This is a genomic window from Rhizobium sp. 1399 (assembly GCF_031455475.1).
Taxonomy (GTDB): Bacteria; Pseudomonadota; Alphaproteobacteria; order Rhizobiales; family Rhizobiaceae; genus Rhizobium.
This window is the reverse complement of the sequence record NZ_JAVDSU010000008.1, coordinates 303753-319709: the sequence shown is the minus strand read 5'-3', so window position 1 is coordinate 319709 and position 15957 is coordinate 303753. Positions and strand designations below refer to the sequence as shown.

The following is a 15957-nucleotide window of genomic DNA, read 5'->3' as shown; positions in this document are numbered from 1 at the left end:
TCGCTAGCGATGCTCGCTCCTCGTTCCCCAATGCTCATCATAACCGCATGGGTGCGAAACCCGAACAGGGCAAAAAGCCTGCAAACGAAACCAATAAAACAAGCCCGCCGCAAAGCGGGCTTGTTTTATTGGCGCGAGAAAAGCAATCACTTTTGTGCCGCTCGCCTGCGGTTCTCGTCATGCGACGAACTCGCCACCAGTTTCATTGCGGCAGCGAGCAGGACGATAGCGCCGGGCAGCACGAGAGTGTTCCACTCCAGTTCTCCCTCGGTTTCTGCGATGAGCGTCGCAAAATGAACCACCAAATACAAAATGATGACCTGGAAGAAGAGGATCTTCAGTTCATTAATTGTGGACAGCAGCATCCACCTCGGCACTTTGCGACGCTCATCATCCGACACATCGAAAACGAATCCGAACGTAATCGCATATGCAAAGATGATCAGAATGATGCCGAAAATGAACTTATCGGTAGAACGCAGTACTGCCGCGATAACGGACGAACTTGGATCCATGCGAACGGCCGCGAACGCATTGCCGAGCGTCAGCGTGCCCTCCCAGAACGTGAGCGCAGCACCGCTTAGAAGGCCTAAAGGGGCGATGATGATGACATAGCGTAGCGATAGAAACAGCGAGAGCATAAACGTACTCCGTCGGCGGAACTGGTCAAACCACCTTGCTATGTTGGGGCAACGGCTCCATCGGGGCATGCCCAGCACCCGCGTCAGCAAAAGCTAATCAATGACTCCTGAACCAGAAGATCGGAGGAAAGGAACTCTGGCCAATCGTTCAGGTTATTCAGATATTTGCGTGTACGGTTGGCAAAGCATAGCCCGGACCGCGCCGCCCCGCCATTGCCGTCGGGTCATTCCAGGTCGAAATGGACTTGAAGCATAGTCTTGGGATTCCATGCCGATTACCGGGCCTCCCGGGCAAGGCTAAAGTGGCTATTCGACGAACATGACCAGTCCGCCAGGAGCGCGTGACGATGACTTCAGATTCAAATCGGCATTTTTCCGTTTGGACATTGATGGCGATGGTCGTGGGCTCAATGGTCGGGGCCGGAATTTTTTCTCTGCCACAGGCCTTCGGACGCGCGACCGGACCGTTCGGCGCACTGATCGCATGGTCGATCGCCGGTATCGGCATGCTGATGCTAGCCTTCGTATTTCAGACACTGTCTCGACGAAAGCCGGAGCTGGACGCAGGGATATACGCCTATGCAAAAGCCGGGTTCGGCAACTATCTCGGGTTTCTCTCTGCGCTTGGATATTGGTCGGCTGCCTGTCTCGGCAATGTTTCGTATTTCGTACTGATCAAGTCGACACTTGGCTTGTTTTTCCCCGTCTTCGGGGACGGTAACACAATCATAGCGATCTTCTGCTCGTCGATCCTGCTGTGGCTCTTTCACACGCTCATTCTGCGCGGTGTCAGAGGCGCCGCCGCGGTCAACACCATCGTGACTTTCGCCAAGATCATTCCAATCATCCTTTTCATTGCCTTTGTTGCCTGGGGTTTCCACGCGGATATTTTCGCTGCCAATTTCTGGGGCGGCGAGGACGTCAGTGTCAGCAACGTCGCCAGCCAGGTTCGCGCCACGATGCTTGTGACCGTCTTCGTCTTTGTCGGAATCGAAGGCGCCAGTGTGTATTCCCGCTATGCGCGGAACCGCAACGATGTTGGAGTGGCAACGCTTGTGGGTTTCCTCGGCGTATTGTGCCTGCTTGCTCTTGTCACGATCCTTTCCTATGGCGCCATGTTGCGCGCCGATCTTGCAGGACTGCGCAATCCGTCCATGGCCGGCGTTCTGCAAAGCGTCGTTGGACCTTGGGGGGTGGTATTTGTCGGTTTGGGATTGTTGATTTCCGTTCTGGGCGCCTACCTGTCGTGGGTGCTTCTCGCCGCAGAAATTCTTTTTTCGGCCTCGAAATACGAAACCATGCCGCAGTTTTTGTCGCACGAAAACAGAAACGGAGTGCCCTCGAACGCATTGTGGCTCACCAATATCGTCGTTCAAACGTTTTTGATTCTGACGCTGTTTACGCAATATGCGTTCAGACTTGCGCTCGAGCTGACGAGCTCGATGATCCTCGTTCCCTATCTCCTCGTTGCCGCGTACGGATTTAAACTTGCCTGGTCAGGCGAAACATACGACCGGGATCCGGCTGGCCACCGGACGGATCTGATGCGTGCCGGGATCGCCCTGATATACACTGCGGGCTTGATTTATGCGGCCGGAGCAAAACACCTGCTACTGTCGGCGGTGATCTACGGCCCCGGTTCGATTCTTTTTATTATTGCGCGCCGTGAAAGGGGCAAAACCGTCTTCACTCCAAGCGAATTGATCATGTTCGCAGTTGCAAGTCTTGGCGCGGCAATAGCGATCTATTCCATCACAACAGGTCTCATTTCCGTCTGACCGGGCGCCATAACGGTGTGCGGCGAAGGAAACGTTTTGGCGCCATTGCTGGCTCAGCCAGTCGCAGTGTTTCATTTCGGCCCAAAAGGTCGTTGCTTGCGTAAGTCGCCACGAAAATCGGGACGCGAAGAATAGTCGTGGGATTCTATGCTGATCCACTGGAGGACCGAACAACACTATAATTCAAATCAGCACTCGCCGCGGTCAGCGCACTCGGACATTTGATAGAGTTTTGTAGAGGACACCATGACTTCAGACTCTACTCAGAAATTCTCGTTGTTTGCGCTAACGGCCATGGTCGTCGGATCAATGGTCGGCGCTGGCATATTCAACCTGCCCGGTCGGTTTGGTGCCGCAACAGGCCCATTTGGCGCCATGATCGCCTGGGCGATCGCGGGCACCGGCATGTACATGCTCGCCCGCGTGTTTCAAGCGCTTGCCGAGAAAAAGCCGGATATCGACTCGGGCGTGTTCGCCTATGCCAAGGCTGGCTTCGGCAACTATATGGGCTTCCTGTCGGCTTTTGGCTACTGGCTTGGTAGTTGCCTTGGCAACGTCTTCTACTGGGTGCTGATCGGCTCGACGCTGGGGCGCTTTTTCCCTGCCGTCTTCGGCGACGGAAGCAGCGCCACGGCGATCATCGTGTCGTTGATCGGTATCTGGGCATTTCATTTCATGATCCTGCGCGGCGTCGAGCAGGCGGCGTTCATCAACACCATCGTCACCATCGCCAAGATCGTGCCGATCCTCGTCTTCATCCTGATGCTGATCTTCTCCTTCCACTATGGGCAGTTCGCCGAAAACTTCTTCGGCGGCGCCGGCATGCCGGAAAAGTCGTTGGTCGCGCAGGTGCGTGATACCATGCTGATCACCGTGTTTGTTTTCCTCGGGATCGAAGGGGCGAGTGTCTATTCGCGCTTTGCCAAGGAGCGCGCGGATGTCGGGACCGCCACGATTCTGGGGTTCGTTGGCGTCACCGGCCTGATGGTGGCGGTCACCCTGCTGCCCTACGCAGCGATGCCGCAATCGGCTATCGCAGCCGTGCAGCAGCCTTCGATGGCCAGCGTTCTCGAGGCGGTCGTCGGTCATTGGGGCGCCGTCTTCATTTCCATCGGCGTTCTGGTCTCGGTTCTTGGCGCTTATCTCGCCTGGTCGCTGATTTGCGCCGAGGTCCTGTTTGCTGCCGCCAAATCTGAGGACATGCCGAGGCTTTTTGCCGCGCAGAACGGCAATCGGGTGCCCGCCAATGCCCTGTGGCTGACCAACATCGTCGTGTCGCTATTCGTCATCTCCACCTACTGGTCTCGGGATGCGTTCAACTTCATGCTCGACATGACCAGCGTCACGGCTCTTTTGCCCTATCTGCTTGTCGCGGGTTACGGCGTTCTGCTCGCCCGCAGTGGCGAAGGCTATGAAGAAACCGCCAATGAACGCGGCCGCGACCAGATCTTTTCCTGGATTGCGGTCATCTACACGATCATCATGTTCATCGCCGCCGGGCTCAAATATGTGCTGCTCGTAGCGGTCTTGTTCGTGCCAGGCACAATTCTCTACGTCTGGGCGCGGCGTGAGCAGAAGGTGCAGATGTTTACGTCTGTCGAACTCATCGTTTTGGCCGTCACGGTGATCGCCGGCATGATCGGCGCCTACGGCCTGCTGAGCGGCACTATCACGCCTTGATAGGGAGGTAGAAGAATCATGACCCAAGACATCACATTTGGCGTTCACTCCGAGGTCGGCCAATTGCGCAAGGTGATGGTTTGTGCGCCTGGTCGTGCCCATCAGCGCCTGACGCCGACCAACTGCGACGCCTTGCTCTTCGACGACGTTCTCTGGGTCGACAACGCCAAGCGCGATCATTTCGACTTCATGACCAAAATGCGCGACCGCGGCGTCGAAGTGGTGGAGATGCACAATCTGCTCGCCGAAACCGTTGCGGTCCCTGAAGGCAAGAAGTGGATCCTCGACAACCAGGTGGTGCCAAACCAGGTCGGTCTAGGCCTCGTCGATGAAATCCGCAGCTATCTTGAAGGATTGTCCAACCGCGAATTGGCGGAAACCCTGATCGGTGGCCTGTCGACGCAGGAATTCCCTGAGACCCACGGCGGCGAAATGCTGAAGCTGGTACGCGAGGCGGCTGGCGTCACCGAATATCTGCTGCCGCCGCTGCCCAACACGCTGTACACCCGCGACACGACCTGCTGGATCTATGGCGGCGTGACGCTGAACTCGCTCTACTGGCCGGCACGCCACGAGGAGACCATACTCACCACCGCCATCTATAAATTCCATCCTGACTTCGCTGGCAAGGTCAAGGTATGGTGGGGCGATCCGACCAAGGACTGGGGTCTTGCCACGCTCGAGGGCGGAGACGTCATGCCGATCGGCAAAGGCAATGTGCTCATTGGCATGAGCGAACGCACCTCGCGCCAGGCGATCAGCCAGGTTGCCGCCAATCTCTTCGCGCAAGGTGCAGCCGAACGGGTCATTGTCGCGGCGATGCCGAAACTGCGTGCCGCGATGCACCTCGATACAGTGTTCACCTTTGCCGATCGCGACTGCGTGCTGCTCTATCCCGATATCGTCAATGGCATCTCCGCCTTTTCGTATCGGCCCGGTGCAACGCCGGGAACGGTCGAACTGCACAAAGATAAGGGAACATTTGTCGAGACTGTCCGCGACGCTCTAGGCCTCAAGGAGCTACGTATCGTTGAAACGGGCGGTAATGATTATATGCGCGAACGCACGCAGTGGGACAGTGGTGCCAATCTCGTTTGCGCCGGTCCGGGTGTCGTCTTCGCATATGATCGCAACACCTACACCAACACGCTTTTGCGTAAGCAGGGCATCGAGGTCATTACCATCATAGGCGCCGAGCTTGGCCGCGGTCGTGGCGGCGGCCATTGCATGACCTGCCCGATCATCCGCGAAGCGGTGGATTACTAATTCTGGGATGCTTTGATTGCTGTGGCAAATACTGCGCACGCTTTATAGTAGCAGAGTTTAACGCCTACTGTGCGGAGGGTTAGTTGCAGGCGAAAATTGTTGCATTGGCGAGATCATTCTCAATTTTCGGTTTGGTTGTCGGCACTGTCTTTTTCGCTGCATCCTTAAGCCCGAGCCTGATGCCACGAACTTACCTGGTTCAAGGCATTGTTGCCGGTTTCTGCGCAGCGCTGGGTTATGGGGTCGGCGTCTTGATGCGTTGGCTTTGGCTCTATTTGGAGTTGCCGCTGCCGCGTACTCGAATAACCGTGAAGATCGCGTCCATTGCCATCTGCGTCGCAATTGCGGCTATCGTTCTTTGGAGAGCCACCGAGTGGCAGAACTCCATTCGGAAGCTGATGGGGCTCGATCCAGTGCAAAGCGCAGAGCCCTTTGAGCTTGTTGTCATTGCGCTGGCGGTGTTCGGCTTGCTGGTATTGTTCGCGAGGCTCTTCAGGCTGACCTGCGTGGTTCTCGCGGCGTTGTTCGAACGATTTCTTCCAAGACGAGTGTCCATTCTCGTCGGCGGTTTGATTGCGATCGGATTGTTTTGGTCGATCGCAGAGGGTCTTCTTTTCAGAACAGCGTTGCGGATTGCGGATACGTCATTCCAGCAGCTCGACGCCATGATTGACGATGATCTGGCGATGCCGGGTGATCCTCTAAAAACAGGCAGTGCGGCTTCTCTTATCGACTGGAAAGAACTGGGTCGGCGGGGCCGCGAGTTCATTATTTCCGGGCCTACAGGCGCTGAAATTGGCAATTTCTTCCACGAAAACGCTCTCGACCCTATCCGGGTTTATGTCGGACTTAACAGCGCAGATACCGCTGAGGAGAGAGCTCGGTTGGCTTTGGCGGAGCTCAAGCGAAACGGGGCTTTCAAGAGATCCATTCTGATTGTCATTGTTCCAACAGGGACTGGTTGGGTCGACCCCGCGGCAGTGGACACAGTCGAATTCCTTCACAAGGGCGATGTTGCGAGCGTAGCCCTCCAGTATTCATACCTGAGCAGTTGGCTGTCGCTGTTGGTCGAGCCAGCCTACGGCGCGGAAGCGGGGCGCGCGCTTTTTCGTGAAGTTTATCGCTATTGGATCACACTCCCTCGTGATCAGCGCCCGAAACTGTACCTGCATGGCCTCAGCCTTGGCGCGATGAATTCAGAGCTTTCGGCCGATCTCTTCGATATCGTTGCCGACCCGTTTCAAGGCGCATTGTGGAGCGGGCCTCCCTTCCAGAGTCGCACGTGGAAGTCAGTGACTGCCAATCGCAATCCCGGTTCACCCGCCTGGTTGCCGCGTTTCCGCGACGGCTCCATCATTCGATTTACCAATCAGCATAATGCGCTAAACATCCCGGGTTCCGTCTGGGGGCCGATCCGGATCGTTTACCTGCAGTATGCCAGCGATCCAGTCACGTTTTTCGATTTTCATTCGCTCTACCGGGAACCTGATTGGATGAAGATGCCACGCGGTCCGGATGTGTCCCCTGAGTTGCGCTGGTTCCCCTTGGTCACAATGACGCAACTTTTACTGGACATGGCAACAGCCACCACATCTCCGATCGGGTATGGCCATGTTTACGCGCCGGAACACTATATCGATGCGTGGATTGCCGTCACCGATCCGCAGGGCCTTTCCCCCGATGATGTTATGCGCCTCAAGACATCTTTCGAGAACAAGTTTCGAAGTGGCGCTGAGCCTGTCGTGCATGGACAGGATTTGATCAGCGGCGCTGGTCGACCGTAGTGTCGTATGCATTGCTGGCGGCGGCGCACTCAAAAAGAGACGCAACGCATCCCTCTGGGATTCTATGCCAATTTCCTCGCTGCGTTCGCGCGATATGTTTTCGGTGTGGCCTGGTGATCAAGGTCTAAGGGTTCGGTTCACAACTTGGAGGGTGTCATGTCTAGTCTCATCGCCATCGTCTATCCAACGGAAGCAAAGGCTGAGGAAGTACGCCGACGCCTTATCGAACTGCAGAAGGAATATTTGATCAAACTTGGTGACGCTGTCATCGCAACCAAGACACAGGGCGGCAAAGTCAGGCTGAACCAGCTTGTAAGTATGACGACGTCTGGAGCTGTATCGGGCAGTTTTTGGGGCCTTCTGGTAGGCGTCCTATTTCTGAACCCGCTCATCGGCGCGGCGGTGGGGGCGGCATCGGGAGCCATCGCAGGCGCACTAACCGATGTCGGCATAGACGATGCATTCATGAAAGACCTTGCGAGCAGTCTGCAGCCCGGGAATGCGGCGTTGTTTGTGCTGGTGCAGGAGATGACGGCCGATAAGCTGCTGAAGGAAATATCCGGTTTTGGCGGAGTGGTGCTTAAAACCTCCTTGGATGAGACCAAGGAGCAGACGTTACGTGATGCCCTGCAGAAAGATGCGGCAGCCTAATTGGCCGATGTTCACGCCTGAAGCGTAACCAATATGATCGCCGGCATTGAGCCGGCGAGAAGGAGGTATGCGAAAATCGAAATTTTCGAAGTCGCCAGGCAATCCAGGCGACGCCCCATCGGCGCATGAGCATCCTGATATTCCGTTTGGCGAGCCGATAGGGAGTGAAACATGACAGGACAAAGGCAATTCGGACCTATTGCGACCGGCATTCTGATTCTTGCCCTCCTTCATTTCGCTCAGGCGATCTTCGTTCCACTTGCATTCTCGCTGTTTCTCATCGCGTTGGTTTGTCCAATCCAATCCACACTGCAGCGGTGGTTGCCGCAGTTGATAGCGCTGCTTCTCACCCTTATTCTAACGATGGCAATCATTGCCGCCATCAGTTCATCGGTCGCTTGGGGGTTCGGTAAACTCGGTCAATGGCTTTTCGCCAATGCGAGCCGTTTCCAGCTCATCTACACCAACTGGACCGACTGGCTGGAAGGGCATGGCATAGCAATCGCCGGCGTACTCGCCGACCGTTTCGATGTGAGGTGGCTGGTCGGCTTCACGCAAGGAATGGCCGGTCGAGTCAATAGTTTTGCCGGCTTCGCACTGCTGGTTCTTGTCTTCACCATGCTTGGTCTGCTCGAGGTCGACGATTTCAACGAAAGACTGAAGACCCCTGCTGCACAGCCTTATGGCGCGCGCATTCTCCTTGCAAACCGCGAGATTGGCATGAAATTGCGCCGCTTCATGATCGTGCGCACATTCGCCAGTTTGTTGACGGGTCTCGTCGTCTGGATGTTCGCACTCGCGGCAGGGCTGGAGCTCGCGGCCGCTTGGGGCGCGATAGCCTTTACGCTCAATTATATCCCGTTCTTGGGTCCGTTTGTCGCAACGGTATTGCCGACACTGTTCGCCATTGCCCAATTCGAGTCATGGCCGATGGCGGTCGGAGTCTTCGTGGGGCTCAACCTGATCCAATTTGTTATTGGGAGCTATCTTGAGCCGCTGCTGATTGGCACTTCTCTTTCGATTTCACCGTTTGCGGTAATTTTCGCAGTGTTTTTTTGGAGTTTCATGTGGGGTGTTCCTGGCGCCTTCATCGGTGTGCCAATTCTAATTGCCTTCATTGTCTATTGCTCGGGCGAGCAATCCACGAGATGGATCGCGACGCTAGCTTCGCGAGGGTCGTCGATATGACCGGCCAGTGATCTGGACCGGTCAGCGTGACGAGCGTCGCTGTTCCGCCTCCTCTGCTTCCCGAGCATCGTCGAGCGGGCGGGTGAACCGGCCGGAAAACCATTCTGCAAATCGTTCCACAACGACGAACAATCCCGGGATCAACAATATTCCCACGGTCGTCGCCGCCAACATGCCTCCGAGGATGGTGACGCCAAGTGCTTGGCGCGCGTTGGCACCGGCGCCCGTTGCGACCACCAGCGGGATCATCCCCAAGATGAACGAAACGGCAGTCATCATCACCGCCCTAAAACGCTGAGCCGCTGCGGAAACCGCTGAATCAACGATCGAGAGCCCGCGCTCCCGTTCAACTCGCGCAAATTCGACGATCAGGATGGCATTTTTCGAAGCGAGGCCAATCAGCAGAACGATACCAATCTGGGCATATAGCGAGTTTTCCAGTCCTGATACCGCGAGCGCCGTGATTGCACCTAAAGCGGCAAAGGAGAGCGAGAGGATGATGGAGACCGGCAGAGTCCAGCTTTCGTACTGGGCAACAAGAAACAAGAACGCAAAGATGAGTGCCAGCGCCAAAATCATAGGGGTCTGCGCCGCGGATTGCCGCTCCTGCAGGGACAGCCCTGACCATTCGTAGCCGTAGCCTTCAGGCAGCACTTCTGAGGCCCCGCTCTCGAAAGCCGACATCGCCCGAGCCGAACTGGTTCCCACAGCCGGAATTCCGTTTATGGGAGCGGCGGGAAAAAGATTATAGCGCGACAGCGAAAACGGTCCGAGGTCTGGTTCCAGGGTTACCAGAGTGCGCAGGGGTACCATCGTGCCATCGCGGCTTCTGACATGCAGATTGAGAACATCATCCGGAATTGTTCTGAACTGGCTGTCTGCCTGCAGGTTGACCTTGAATGATCTGCCGTCATGCGTGAAATCGTTGACATATCTTCCGCCGAACTGGGCTCCGAGCGTTGAATAAATCTGGTCGACGCTGGCGCCCAGGCTTTCGGCACGCACGCGATTGACATTCACGAAAACCCGGGGGACATCCGCCGAGAAAGAACTGGATGCAATCGCAATCTCCGGCGTCTGGCCGGCAGCGGCTATCAGCGCCCGTGCCACCTGACTGATGTCTTCCGGCGATTGGCCCAAGTGTGCTTGTAGCCTGAAGTCCAATCCCCCCACTTGCCCGATGCCGGGGATGGGCGGAGGAGCGAATACAGCAACGTTGGCCTGCGGAAGGGTCGAGAAGCGCGCATTGAGCGATGCCAATAAGGCTGTTGTTGACAGGTTTGGCGCGTCTCTTTTTTCCCAGGGATCCAGCATGACAATGGCGAAGCCGCCATTCGGCACAGAGCCGCCCTGCAGAAGGCTGAAACCGGATATCGTCACGACCTTCGCCACGCCCTCCGTTTCTCGCAGCGCCGCTTCAACCTGTTGCATCGTTTTTTCGGTGGTCGAAAGTGTGGATGCATTGGGTAGCTGAAGGTCCACAAAGAGGAAGCCCTGATCCTCATCCGGCAGGAATGACGACGGCACTTTCAGGAAAAGCAGCATTGCTACGACGATCGTGGCAGCAAGGATGCCAAGAACAATGACGATACGCCGAGCGAGACCGCTGACAACACGGGCATAGCCATTGCGCGTCTTTTCCAGCACGGACTCGAATCTTGCCAGCGGTCCGCTGAGTTCTGCCGGCTTGCGGAGAAGGGTCGCGCAAAGGGCCGGGCTCAAGGTTAAACCGATAAAAGATGAAAAGACGAGCGATGCGGAGATTGTGACCGCAAACTGCCGGTAAAGCTGGCCGTTAATGCCTTGCAGAAATGCCGTCGGAACAAACACGCCCAGTAGCACCATCGTCGTGGAGATGATCGGGCCGGTGACCTGTAGCATGGCCCTTTCACTGGCAGTTTTTGCATCCAATCCCTGATCTTTCATGAGCCGCTGCACATTTTCCACGACGAGAATGGCGTCATCAACAACAAGTCCCGTCGCCAATATGAGCGCAAGCAGCGTAATGAGATTGATTGAAAACCCCGCGACATAAAGAACGGCGAATGTGGCGATCAGCGATGCCGGAATGGCGAGCGCAGGAATAATGGTTGCGCGCCATTCGCCAAGAAACAAGAAAGTGACCGCCACCACAATTATGAAGGTTATTGCGAGCGTTATGATGATTTCGCGAATGGACGCGCGCACGAACTGCGTCGAGTCATAAACCGGCTCATAGGTCAGACCGCGCGGAAACTGTTGCGAGAGACTTTCAAGTTCCTTGGTCACCGCATCTGCTGTACCCAGCGCATTGGCGCGCGGCGCCTGATTTACGACGAGCATTGCACCGGGAGCTCCGTTCACTCTCACGCTGGACGCGTAGCTTTGCGCCCCGAGTTCGACCCGGCCGATATCGCGAATGCGAACGAGAGCGCCCGCCTGGCCTGTCTTCACGATAATGTCGCCGAAGGCTCCGGTCTCCTCAAGTCGGCCTTGGGCGACCAGCGTGTACTGAACCTTCGCATTGTCTTGCGAAGGCGGACCGCCAACCTGGCCGATCGACGCCTGAATATTCTGGGCTTGAATTGCCGATGCGACATCATCCGGTGTTATCTCGAGCGCTGCCATGCGCACGGGATCCATCCAGATGCGCATACTATATTGGGACGATCCCATGACCGACGCTTCGCCGACACCCGGCACGCGCGATAGGGCGTCTGTGACATTCATGGAGAGGTAATTGGCAATGTCGAGTTCGCTGAGCGTGTGATCCGGGGAATAGAAGCCGAAGGCCACCAGGAAATCAGGAGAGCGGGCTCGCACGGTGATCCCCTGCTGGGAGACCGCGGCCGGCAACTGTGCGGTTGCAAGTTGAGCACGATTCTGGACGTTGATCTGGGCGAGGTTGGGATCGGTGCCGACGGCGAAGGTCACCGTTAGGGTATAGGAACCGGCATCGGAGCTGTTTGATGACATATATATCATGTCGTCGACGCCATTGATCGCCGTTTCCAGCGGGTCCCCGACCACCTTTGCGATGACCTCGGCATTGGCGCCGGGATAGAAAGCCGAAACCGTGATGTTTGGCGGCGTTATGTTGGGATATTGGGCAATGGGAAGCCCGAAAATTGATAGGCCGCCGGCGAGGCAAAGGATAATGGCGACGACAATTGCGAACCGTGGACGGGAGATGAAGAAGCCCGAAATCATGGCTGCTTCCCAGCATCTTGCTCGACGGGCTGGACAGCGATGCCATCGGAGAGCCGTTGCGTCCCTTGCACAACGATCTTTTCACCCGATTTCACACCCTGTCGGACAGCCCACAGATCACCGACCTTCGCCCCGGTGTCGATACGGCGTTGCCGAACAATATTGTTCTCGCCCATCACGTATAAGAAGCGACCGTCGCGGTCCTGCAGGACGGCGGTTTGGGGCACGGATGGCCCCATAGCCTGCTGGGCGCTACCGACAATGAGCTTGACGAACTGGCCAGGCATCAACAGTCCCTCGGGATTTGGGAATATCGTTCCGACGGTTGCTGTTCCTGTTCTTGAATCGACTTCTGGCGATAGGAACTCCAGAATACCATCCTGATTGTAAACGCTGCCGTTCGGTAACCTCAGGGTCAATTTCATGGCCTCGGCTGTCGATTTCATCTCCGCCGCGTCTCTTTGACGAAAGGTGGTGATGTCTCCTTCGGTGACAGAAAAGGCAACGCGCACCGGATCGACCTGCACCAGTCGAACAAGCGCTCCGACATCCGGACCAACGAAATTGCCTTTGGTAAAAAGCGGCTGACCGACGCGGCCCGAGATCGGCGCTGTTATGCGCGTGTAGGAAAGATCGAGTTCAGCCTTCGTGAGGCCTGCCTGAGCTGCGGCAAGGTCGGCGGTTGCAATCTCAAAGGCTGTCTGGGCCTCTTCATAGGCGGCGCGCGCCACGGTGCTGCGTCGGACAAGTTCCGCGTTCCTGTTTCGATTATCCGTGGCCTGGTGAAGGGTTGCCTCGGCACGTGCGACCTGCGCCTTGGCAGTGGCGACGGCAGCTTCATAGAGCGCAGGCTCAATGACGAACAGAATATCGCCATCGCTTACGGCTGCGCCCGGACTGAATGCGACTTCCTCGATGAAACCCGAAACGCGAGCGCGAACGTCCACCGCCTCCAGGGCCTCTACGCGGCCGATATTCTCACTCGGAGATTCAACCGGTCCATCGACAACCGATTGCACCACGACCGTGGGGGGCGGCCGGCCCACAGGAGGGGTGTCCTGCGCTGAAATGCGGACCGGCAATGCTAAAAAAAAGACGAGCCAAGGAGAGATGGCAAGGATAGTCCAGGAGATATTTTTCATCTGGATCTCCAAGGCGATAGCATCGTCGCACGGAGAAAATATATATTGCGGACCACTGTGCGAACAAGAAATTCCCTACCACTCCACATAGAAATGGACTGATTGCCAAGATTTGGGACGTGGAGCGAATAGAGATCAGTTTGACCTCTTGCGCACCAAGAGATGTGTCGGCCATTTGCTGCTGACGTGCAGGGGTGGTCCGAGCTATTTCGAGCACCACCCAGAAGTGGGCATGCAAGCGTTCATATGTTGTTAACCACGTCGGCGCTGCAGTTGTGCCGGGCGATCCCTGTGCAGCGATGGATGTAAGCAACATCTAAACAATCCGGATTAATTGTGTTATGCACTATTGCTACGCAGGGGTGAGTATCTGGCCGTCGGGGGGAGTGATGTCGGAGCAGCATCTTCAGAAAAGGGTGATTTGCTTGATTTCAGTAGACGTAGCCGCGGTAGGCGACCGGTTGCGTGCTCTCCTAGTTATCGGGAGTGTGAAGCTATGAGAGTCGAAGGCGCGATCGGACGAGATATCTTGGCCAACGGCACAATCTCAGATGCAAAGCCCGCGGCTCCGAAGCAAACACCAGTTGAGTCCGAACAGGGGGCACGTGGCGCCAAGCACCTGCCCACATATGAACTCACGACACACGATCTTCCCCCGGGATACCAGTTTGAAGCTTGGCGCAACAACTTTGCACCCATGCTCGAGTTCGACGAACCCGACGACGTGACAGTCGGCTTTGGCGGCAAACAAGTGACCTGGGACCTCGGTTGCCTTGCCTTCTCTCGCATCGAGACCGACGCATTGGGATTCGTCAGCCTGCCCGGACATACACGACGGGATCCACTGGATCATTGGACGCTGACGACGTTACTTTACGGGTGCGTGAATACCATCGCACCAGCCAGGACGTTTGAAGGCAGTGCGGGTGTGGTTCAGGTCCATCCTCTTGGCCGACCCTTCGAAGGGAATATCACCAATAGCGAAATGCTGATGTTGTTCGTTCCACGTGATTTTTGCACCGAAGTAACGGGCGCCCTGAATGCCGCGGAATTCTCCAATCTCAGCACCGGAATGGGTCGGCTGTTCACGGACTACATGATTGGCCTTGCCAAGCGGCTGTCGGTGATTGATGAAGCTGAACTTCCAGCACTGGTAGCTGCCACGCGGGCAATGATACTCGCCTGTGCGTCGCCTTCTGCGGACCATATTGAGGAAGCGCGGGAGCCGATTGCGTCGGTGCTGATCGAAAGGGCGCATCGAATTATCCAGGCCAAATTATTCGATCCGAAGTTTGGGGCAGATTCCCTGCGTCGGGAACTTGGCGTCTCACGCTCACGGCTCTATCGCCTGTTTGAACCGTTCGGCGGCGTCATGCATTATATTCAGCATCGGCGCCTGCTCGATGCGCATTCGGCACTGAGTGATCCGACCGATCAACGCCGTATCATCGAGATCGCTGAGCAACACTGTTTCAACGATGGGACGGAATTCAGCCGCGCTTTCCGGCGCGAATTTGGTTGTAGTCCCACCGACGTAAGAAGCAGGCAAAAGGCCGATCTGCCGTACAGGCCGGCGACCGATCTAAAGGCGTATGCTCCTGAAGAACGGTTTGGCGTACTGTTGCGCCGGCTTCACGGCTGAGGCGGACCGACGATCGCTTTGAACGAAACAGGAGCGAGATCGCATCCGGTCTGACAGCGCTGAAACCAGCGATCTGTTCTCGCTCTAGCAGGACATCAGCGGTGGAGACAGGCGCAGGTGTTGTTTTCACCCATGCGCAGTGGTAGTATTCAATAGTAGCGTTGCAGCTTTGGCGCGCGCTTTGTATGTTTCGTCTGTGAGTTGCTTCTAATTAGCAGAAAATCTCTCGCACATGAGGAACATACTCAGCCGCCGCTCAACGGTGCCTCCGCCTGTTTGTCTTAAACGTGAACGGATATACTGGAGGAAAAAATGACCAAGTGCACGATAGGTCTTACTCTCTTAGGCTGCCTTGCCTTGTCTGGCTGCCAATCTGCTTCGACGTCCCAAGGGGGACGCAGTAACGAGTTCGGCTGCATCGCCGGTACGGTCGGCGGCGCGGTCGTCGGTGGATTGCTTGGTGCGACCATTGGCTCGGGGACCGGGCAGCTCTGGGCTGTTGGCGGCGGCGCTACGCTGGGCGCTGCAGGCGGCAGTGCCTTGACATGTCATTGACGCGAAAGGTCGGAATTATGAAAAGAGTAGTCCTGCTGACGGGATTCGTTTTTTTTACCGCCATTGCGGCCGCCGCGCAGAATCAACCGGTCGCTATGAACCAGGGCCAAATGGACCGGCTCGATCGTGACAAGAATGGAGCGATCGACCGATCTGAATATCAAGCCTTCATGACATCGGCCTTCACGAGCCTGGACAAGAACAAGGACGGCAGCCTGAATTCTGACGAAGTTGTCGGAGTTCTGACTGTCCAGCAATTCTCCGCCACCGACGCCAACGGCGACGGCAAAGTCAGCCAGAGCGAGTTCCTGAATAGGGTGATGGCGGACTTCAAGACCGCCGACCGCGGCGGCGACGGGAGCCTGCAGTAACGCACAGAGATCCAAGCGCCAAGGCAAGCGTGTTTCCGCTCCCTCTACGCGGTAACGACGGCTAGGTGCG

Annotated in this window: 12 protein-coding genes; 9 read left to right on the top strand and 3 right to left on the bottom strand. The window is 56.5% G+C overall.

Annotated elements, in window-relative coordinates:
- Positions 1-146: 146 nt before the first annotated feature.
- Entirely contained in the window at positions 147-641 is a 495-nt protein-coding gene (locus tag J2X71_RS24770; RefSeq protein WP_113322757.1) for a YqhA family protein, read from the bottom strand.
- A gap of 347 nt (positions 642-988) precedes the next feature.
- Here J2X71_RS24770 and J2X71_RS24765 point away from each other — a divergent pair, with 347 nt between their 5' ends.
- The 6 genes from J2X71_RS24765 to J2X71_RS24740 all read left to right on the top strand — a co-directional run bounded on the left by J2X71_RS24765 (position 989) and on the right by J2X71_RS24740 (position 8988).
- Complete coding sequence (locus tag J2X71_RS24765) at positions 989-2419, top strand: basic amino acid/polyamine antiporter (protein WP_310386159.1); 1431 nt, start codon at positions 989-991, stop codon at positions 2417-2419.
- Positions 2420-2665: 246 nt separating this feature from the next.
- Positions 2666-4099: a basic amino acid/polyamine antiporter gene (locus tag J2X71_RS24760; protein ID WP_310386156.1), complete on the top strand. Its 1434-nt coding sequence runs from the start codon at positions 2666-2668 to the stop codon at positions 4097-4099.
- 18 nt (positions 4100-4117) lie between these two features.
- A complete protein-coding gene (gene arcA / locus J2X71_RS24755; RefSeq protein WP_310386154.1) occupies positions 4118-5365 on the top strand; it encodes an arginine deiminase in 1248 nt (415 codons plus the stop codon).
- Between the two features lie 83 nt (positions 5366-5448).
- A complete protein-coding gene (locus tag J2X71_RS24750) occupies positions 5449-7149 on the top strand; it encodes an alpha/beta-hydrolase family protein (protein ID WP_310386152.1) in 1701 nt (566 codons plus the stop codon).
- A 156-nt stretch (positions 7150-7305) separates the two neighbouring features.
- Positions 7306-7800, top strand: a complete 495-nt coding sequence (locus tag J2X71_RS24745; protein ID WP_025669117.1) for a DUF1269 domain-containing protein — start codon at positions 7306-7308, stop codon at positions 7798-7800.
- A 171-nt stretch (positions 7801-7971) separates the two neighbouring features.
- Positions 7972-8988: an AI-2E family transporter gene (locus J2X71_RS24740; RefSeq protein WP_310386150.1), complete on the top strand. Its 1017-nt coding sequence runs from the start codon at positions 7972-7974 to the stop codon at positions 8986-8988.
- A gap of 21 nt (positions 8989-9009) precedes the next feature.
- Here J2X71_RS24740 and J2X71_RS24735 read toward each other — a convergent pair whose 3' ends face one another.
- Together J2X71_RS24735 and J2X71_RS24730 are read right to left on the bottom strand one after the other, a co-directional pair.
- The gene (locus tag J2X71_RS24735; RefSeq protein ID WP_310386148.1) at positions 9010-12177 is read right to left on the bottom strand and encodes a multidrug efflux RND transporter permease subunit; all 3168 of its coding nucleotides are present in this window, start codon (positions 12175-12177) and stop codon (positions 9010-9012) included.
- Entirely contained in the window at positions 12174-13196 is a 1023-nt protein-coding gene (locus J2X71_RS24730) for an efflux RND transporter periplasmic adaptor subunit (protein WP_405049748.1), read from the bottom strand. Before J2X71_RS24730 ends, J2X71_RS24735 begins: the two co-directional genes overlap by 4 nt.
- A gap of 619 nt (positions 13197-13815) precedes the next feature.
- Between J2X71_RS24730 and J2X71_RS24725 the strand changes: the two genes are divergently transcribed.
- The 3 genes from J2X71_RS24725 to J2X71_RS24715 all read left to right on the top strand — a co-directional run bounded on the left by J2X71_RS24725 (position 13816) and on the right by J2X71_RS24715 (position 15887).
- Entirely contained in the window at positions 13816-14961 is a 1146-nt protein-coding gene (locus tag J2X71_RS24725) for an AraC family transcriptional regulator (protein WP_310386143.1), read from the top strand.
- A 312-nt stretch (positions 14962-15273) separates the two neighbouring features.
- A complete protein-coding gene (locus J2X71_RS24720) occupies positions 15274-15516 on the top strand; it encodes a hypothetical protein (RefSeq protein WP_310386141.1) in 243 nt (80 codons plus the stop codon).
- Positions 15517-15533: 17 nt separating this feature from the next.
- Positions 15534-15887, top strand: a complete 354-nt coding sequence (locus J2X71_RS24715) for an EF-hand domain-containing protein (protein ID WP_029868626.1) — start codon at positions 15534-15536, stop codon at positions 15885-15887.
- Positions 15888-15957 lie beyond the last annotated feature (70 nt).

Excerpts from the sequence above, each read along its gene's own strand:
- J2X71_RS24770 (WP_113322757.1), bottom strand. The coding sequence starts at position 641 with ATGCTCTCGCTGTTTCTATCGCTACGCTATGTCATCATCATCGCCCCT.
- J2X71_RS24765 (WP_310386159.1), top strand. The coding sequence starts at position 989 with ATGACTTCAGATTCAAATCGGCATTTTTCCGTTTGGACATTGATGGCG.
- J2X71_RS24760 (WP_310386156.1), top strand. The coding sequence starts at position 2,666 with ATGACTTCAGACTCTACTCAGAAATTCTCGTTGTTTGCGCTAACGGCC.
- arcA (WP_310386154.1), top strand. The coding sequence starts at position 4,118 with ATGACCCAAGACATCACATTTGGCGTTCACTCCGAGGTCGGCCAATTG.
- J2X71_RS24745 (WP_025669117.1), top strand. The coding sequence starts at position 7,306 with ATGTCTAGTCTCATCGCCATCGTCTATCCAACGGAAGCAAAGGCTGAG.
- J2X71_RS24740 (WP_310386150.1), top strand. The coding sequence starts at position 7,972 with ATGACAGGACAAAGGCAATTCGGACCTATTGCGACCGGCATTCTGATT.
- J2X71_RS24735 (WP_310386148.1), bottom strand. The coding sequence starts at position 12,177 with ATGATTTCGGGCTTCTTCATCTCCCGTCCACGGTTCGCAATTGTCGTC.
- J2X71_RS24725 (WP_310386143.1), top strand. The coding sequence starts at position 13,816 with ATGAGAGTCGAAGGCGCGATCGGACGAGATATCTTGGCCAACGGCACA.
- J2X71_RS24720 (WP_310386141.1), top strand. The coding sequence starts at position 15,274 with ATGACCAAGTGCACGATAGGTCTTACTCTCTTAGGCTGCCTTGCCTTG.
- J2X71_RS24715 (WP_029868626.1), top strand. The coding sequence starts at position 15,534 with ATGAAAAGAGTAGTCCTGCTGACGGGATTCGTTTTTTTTACCGCCATT.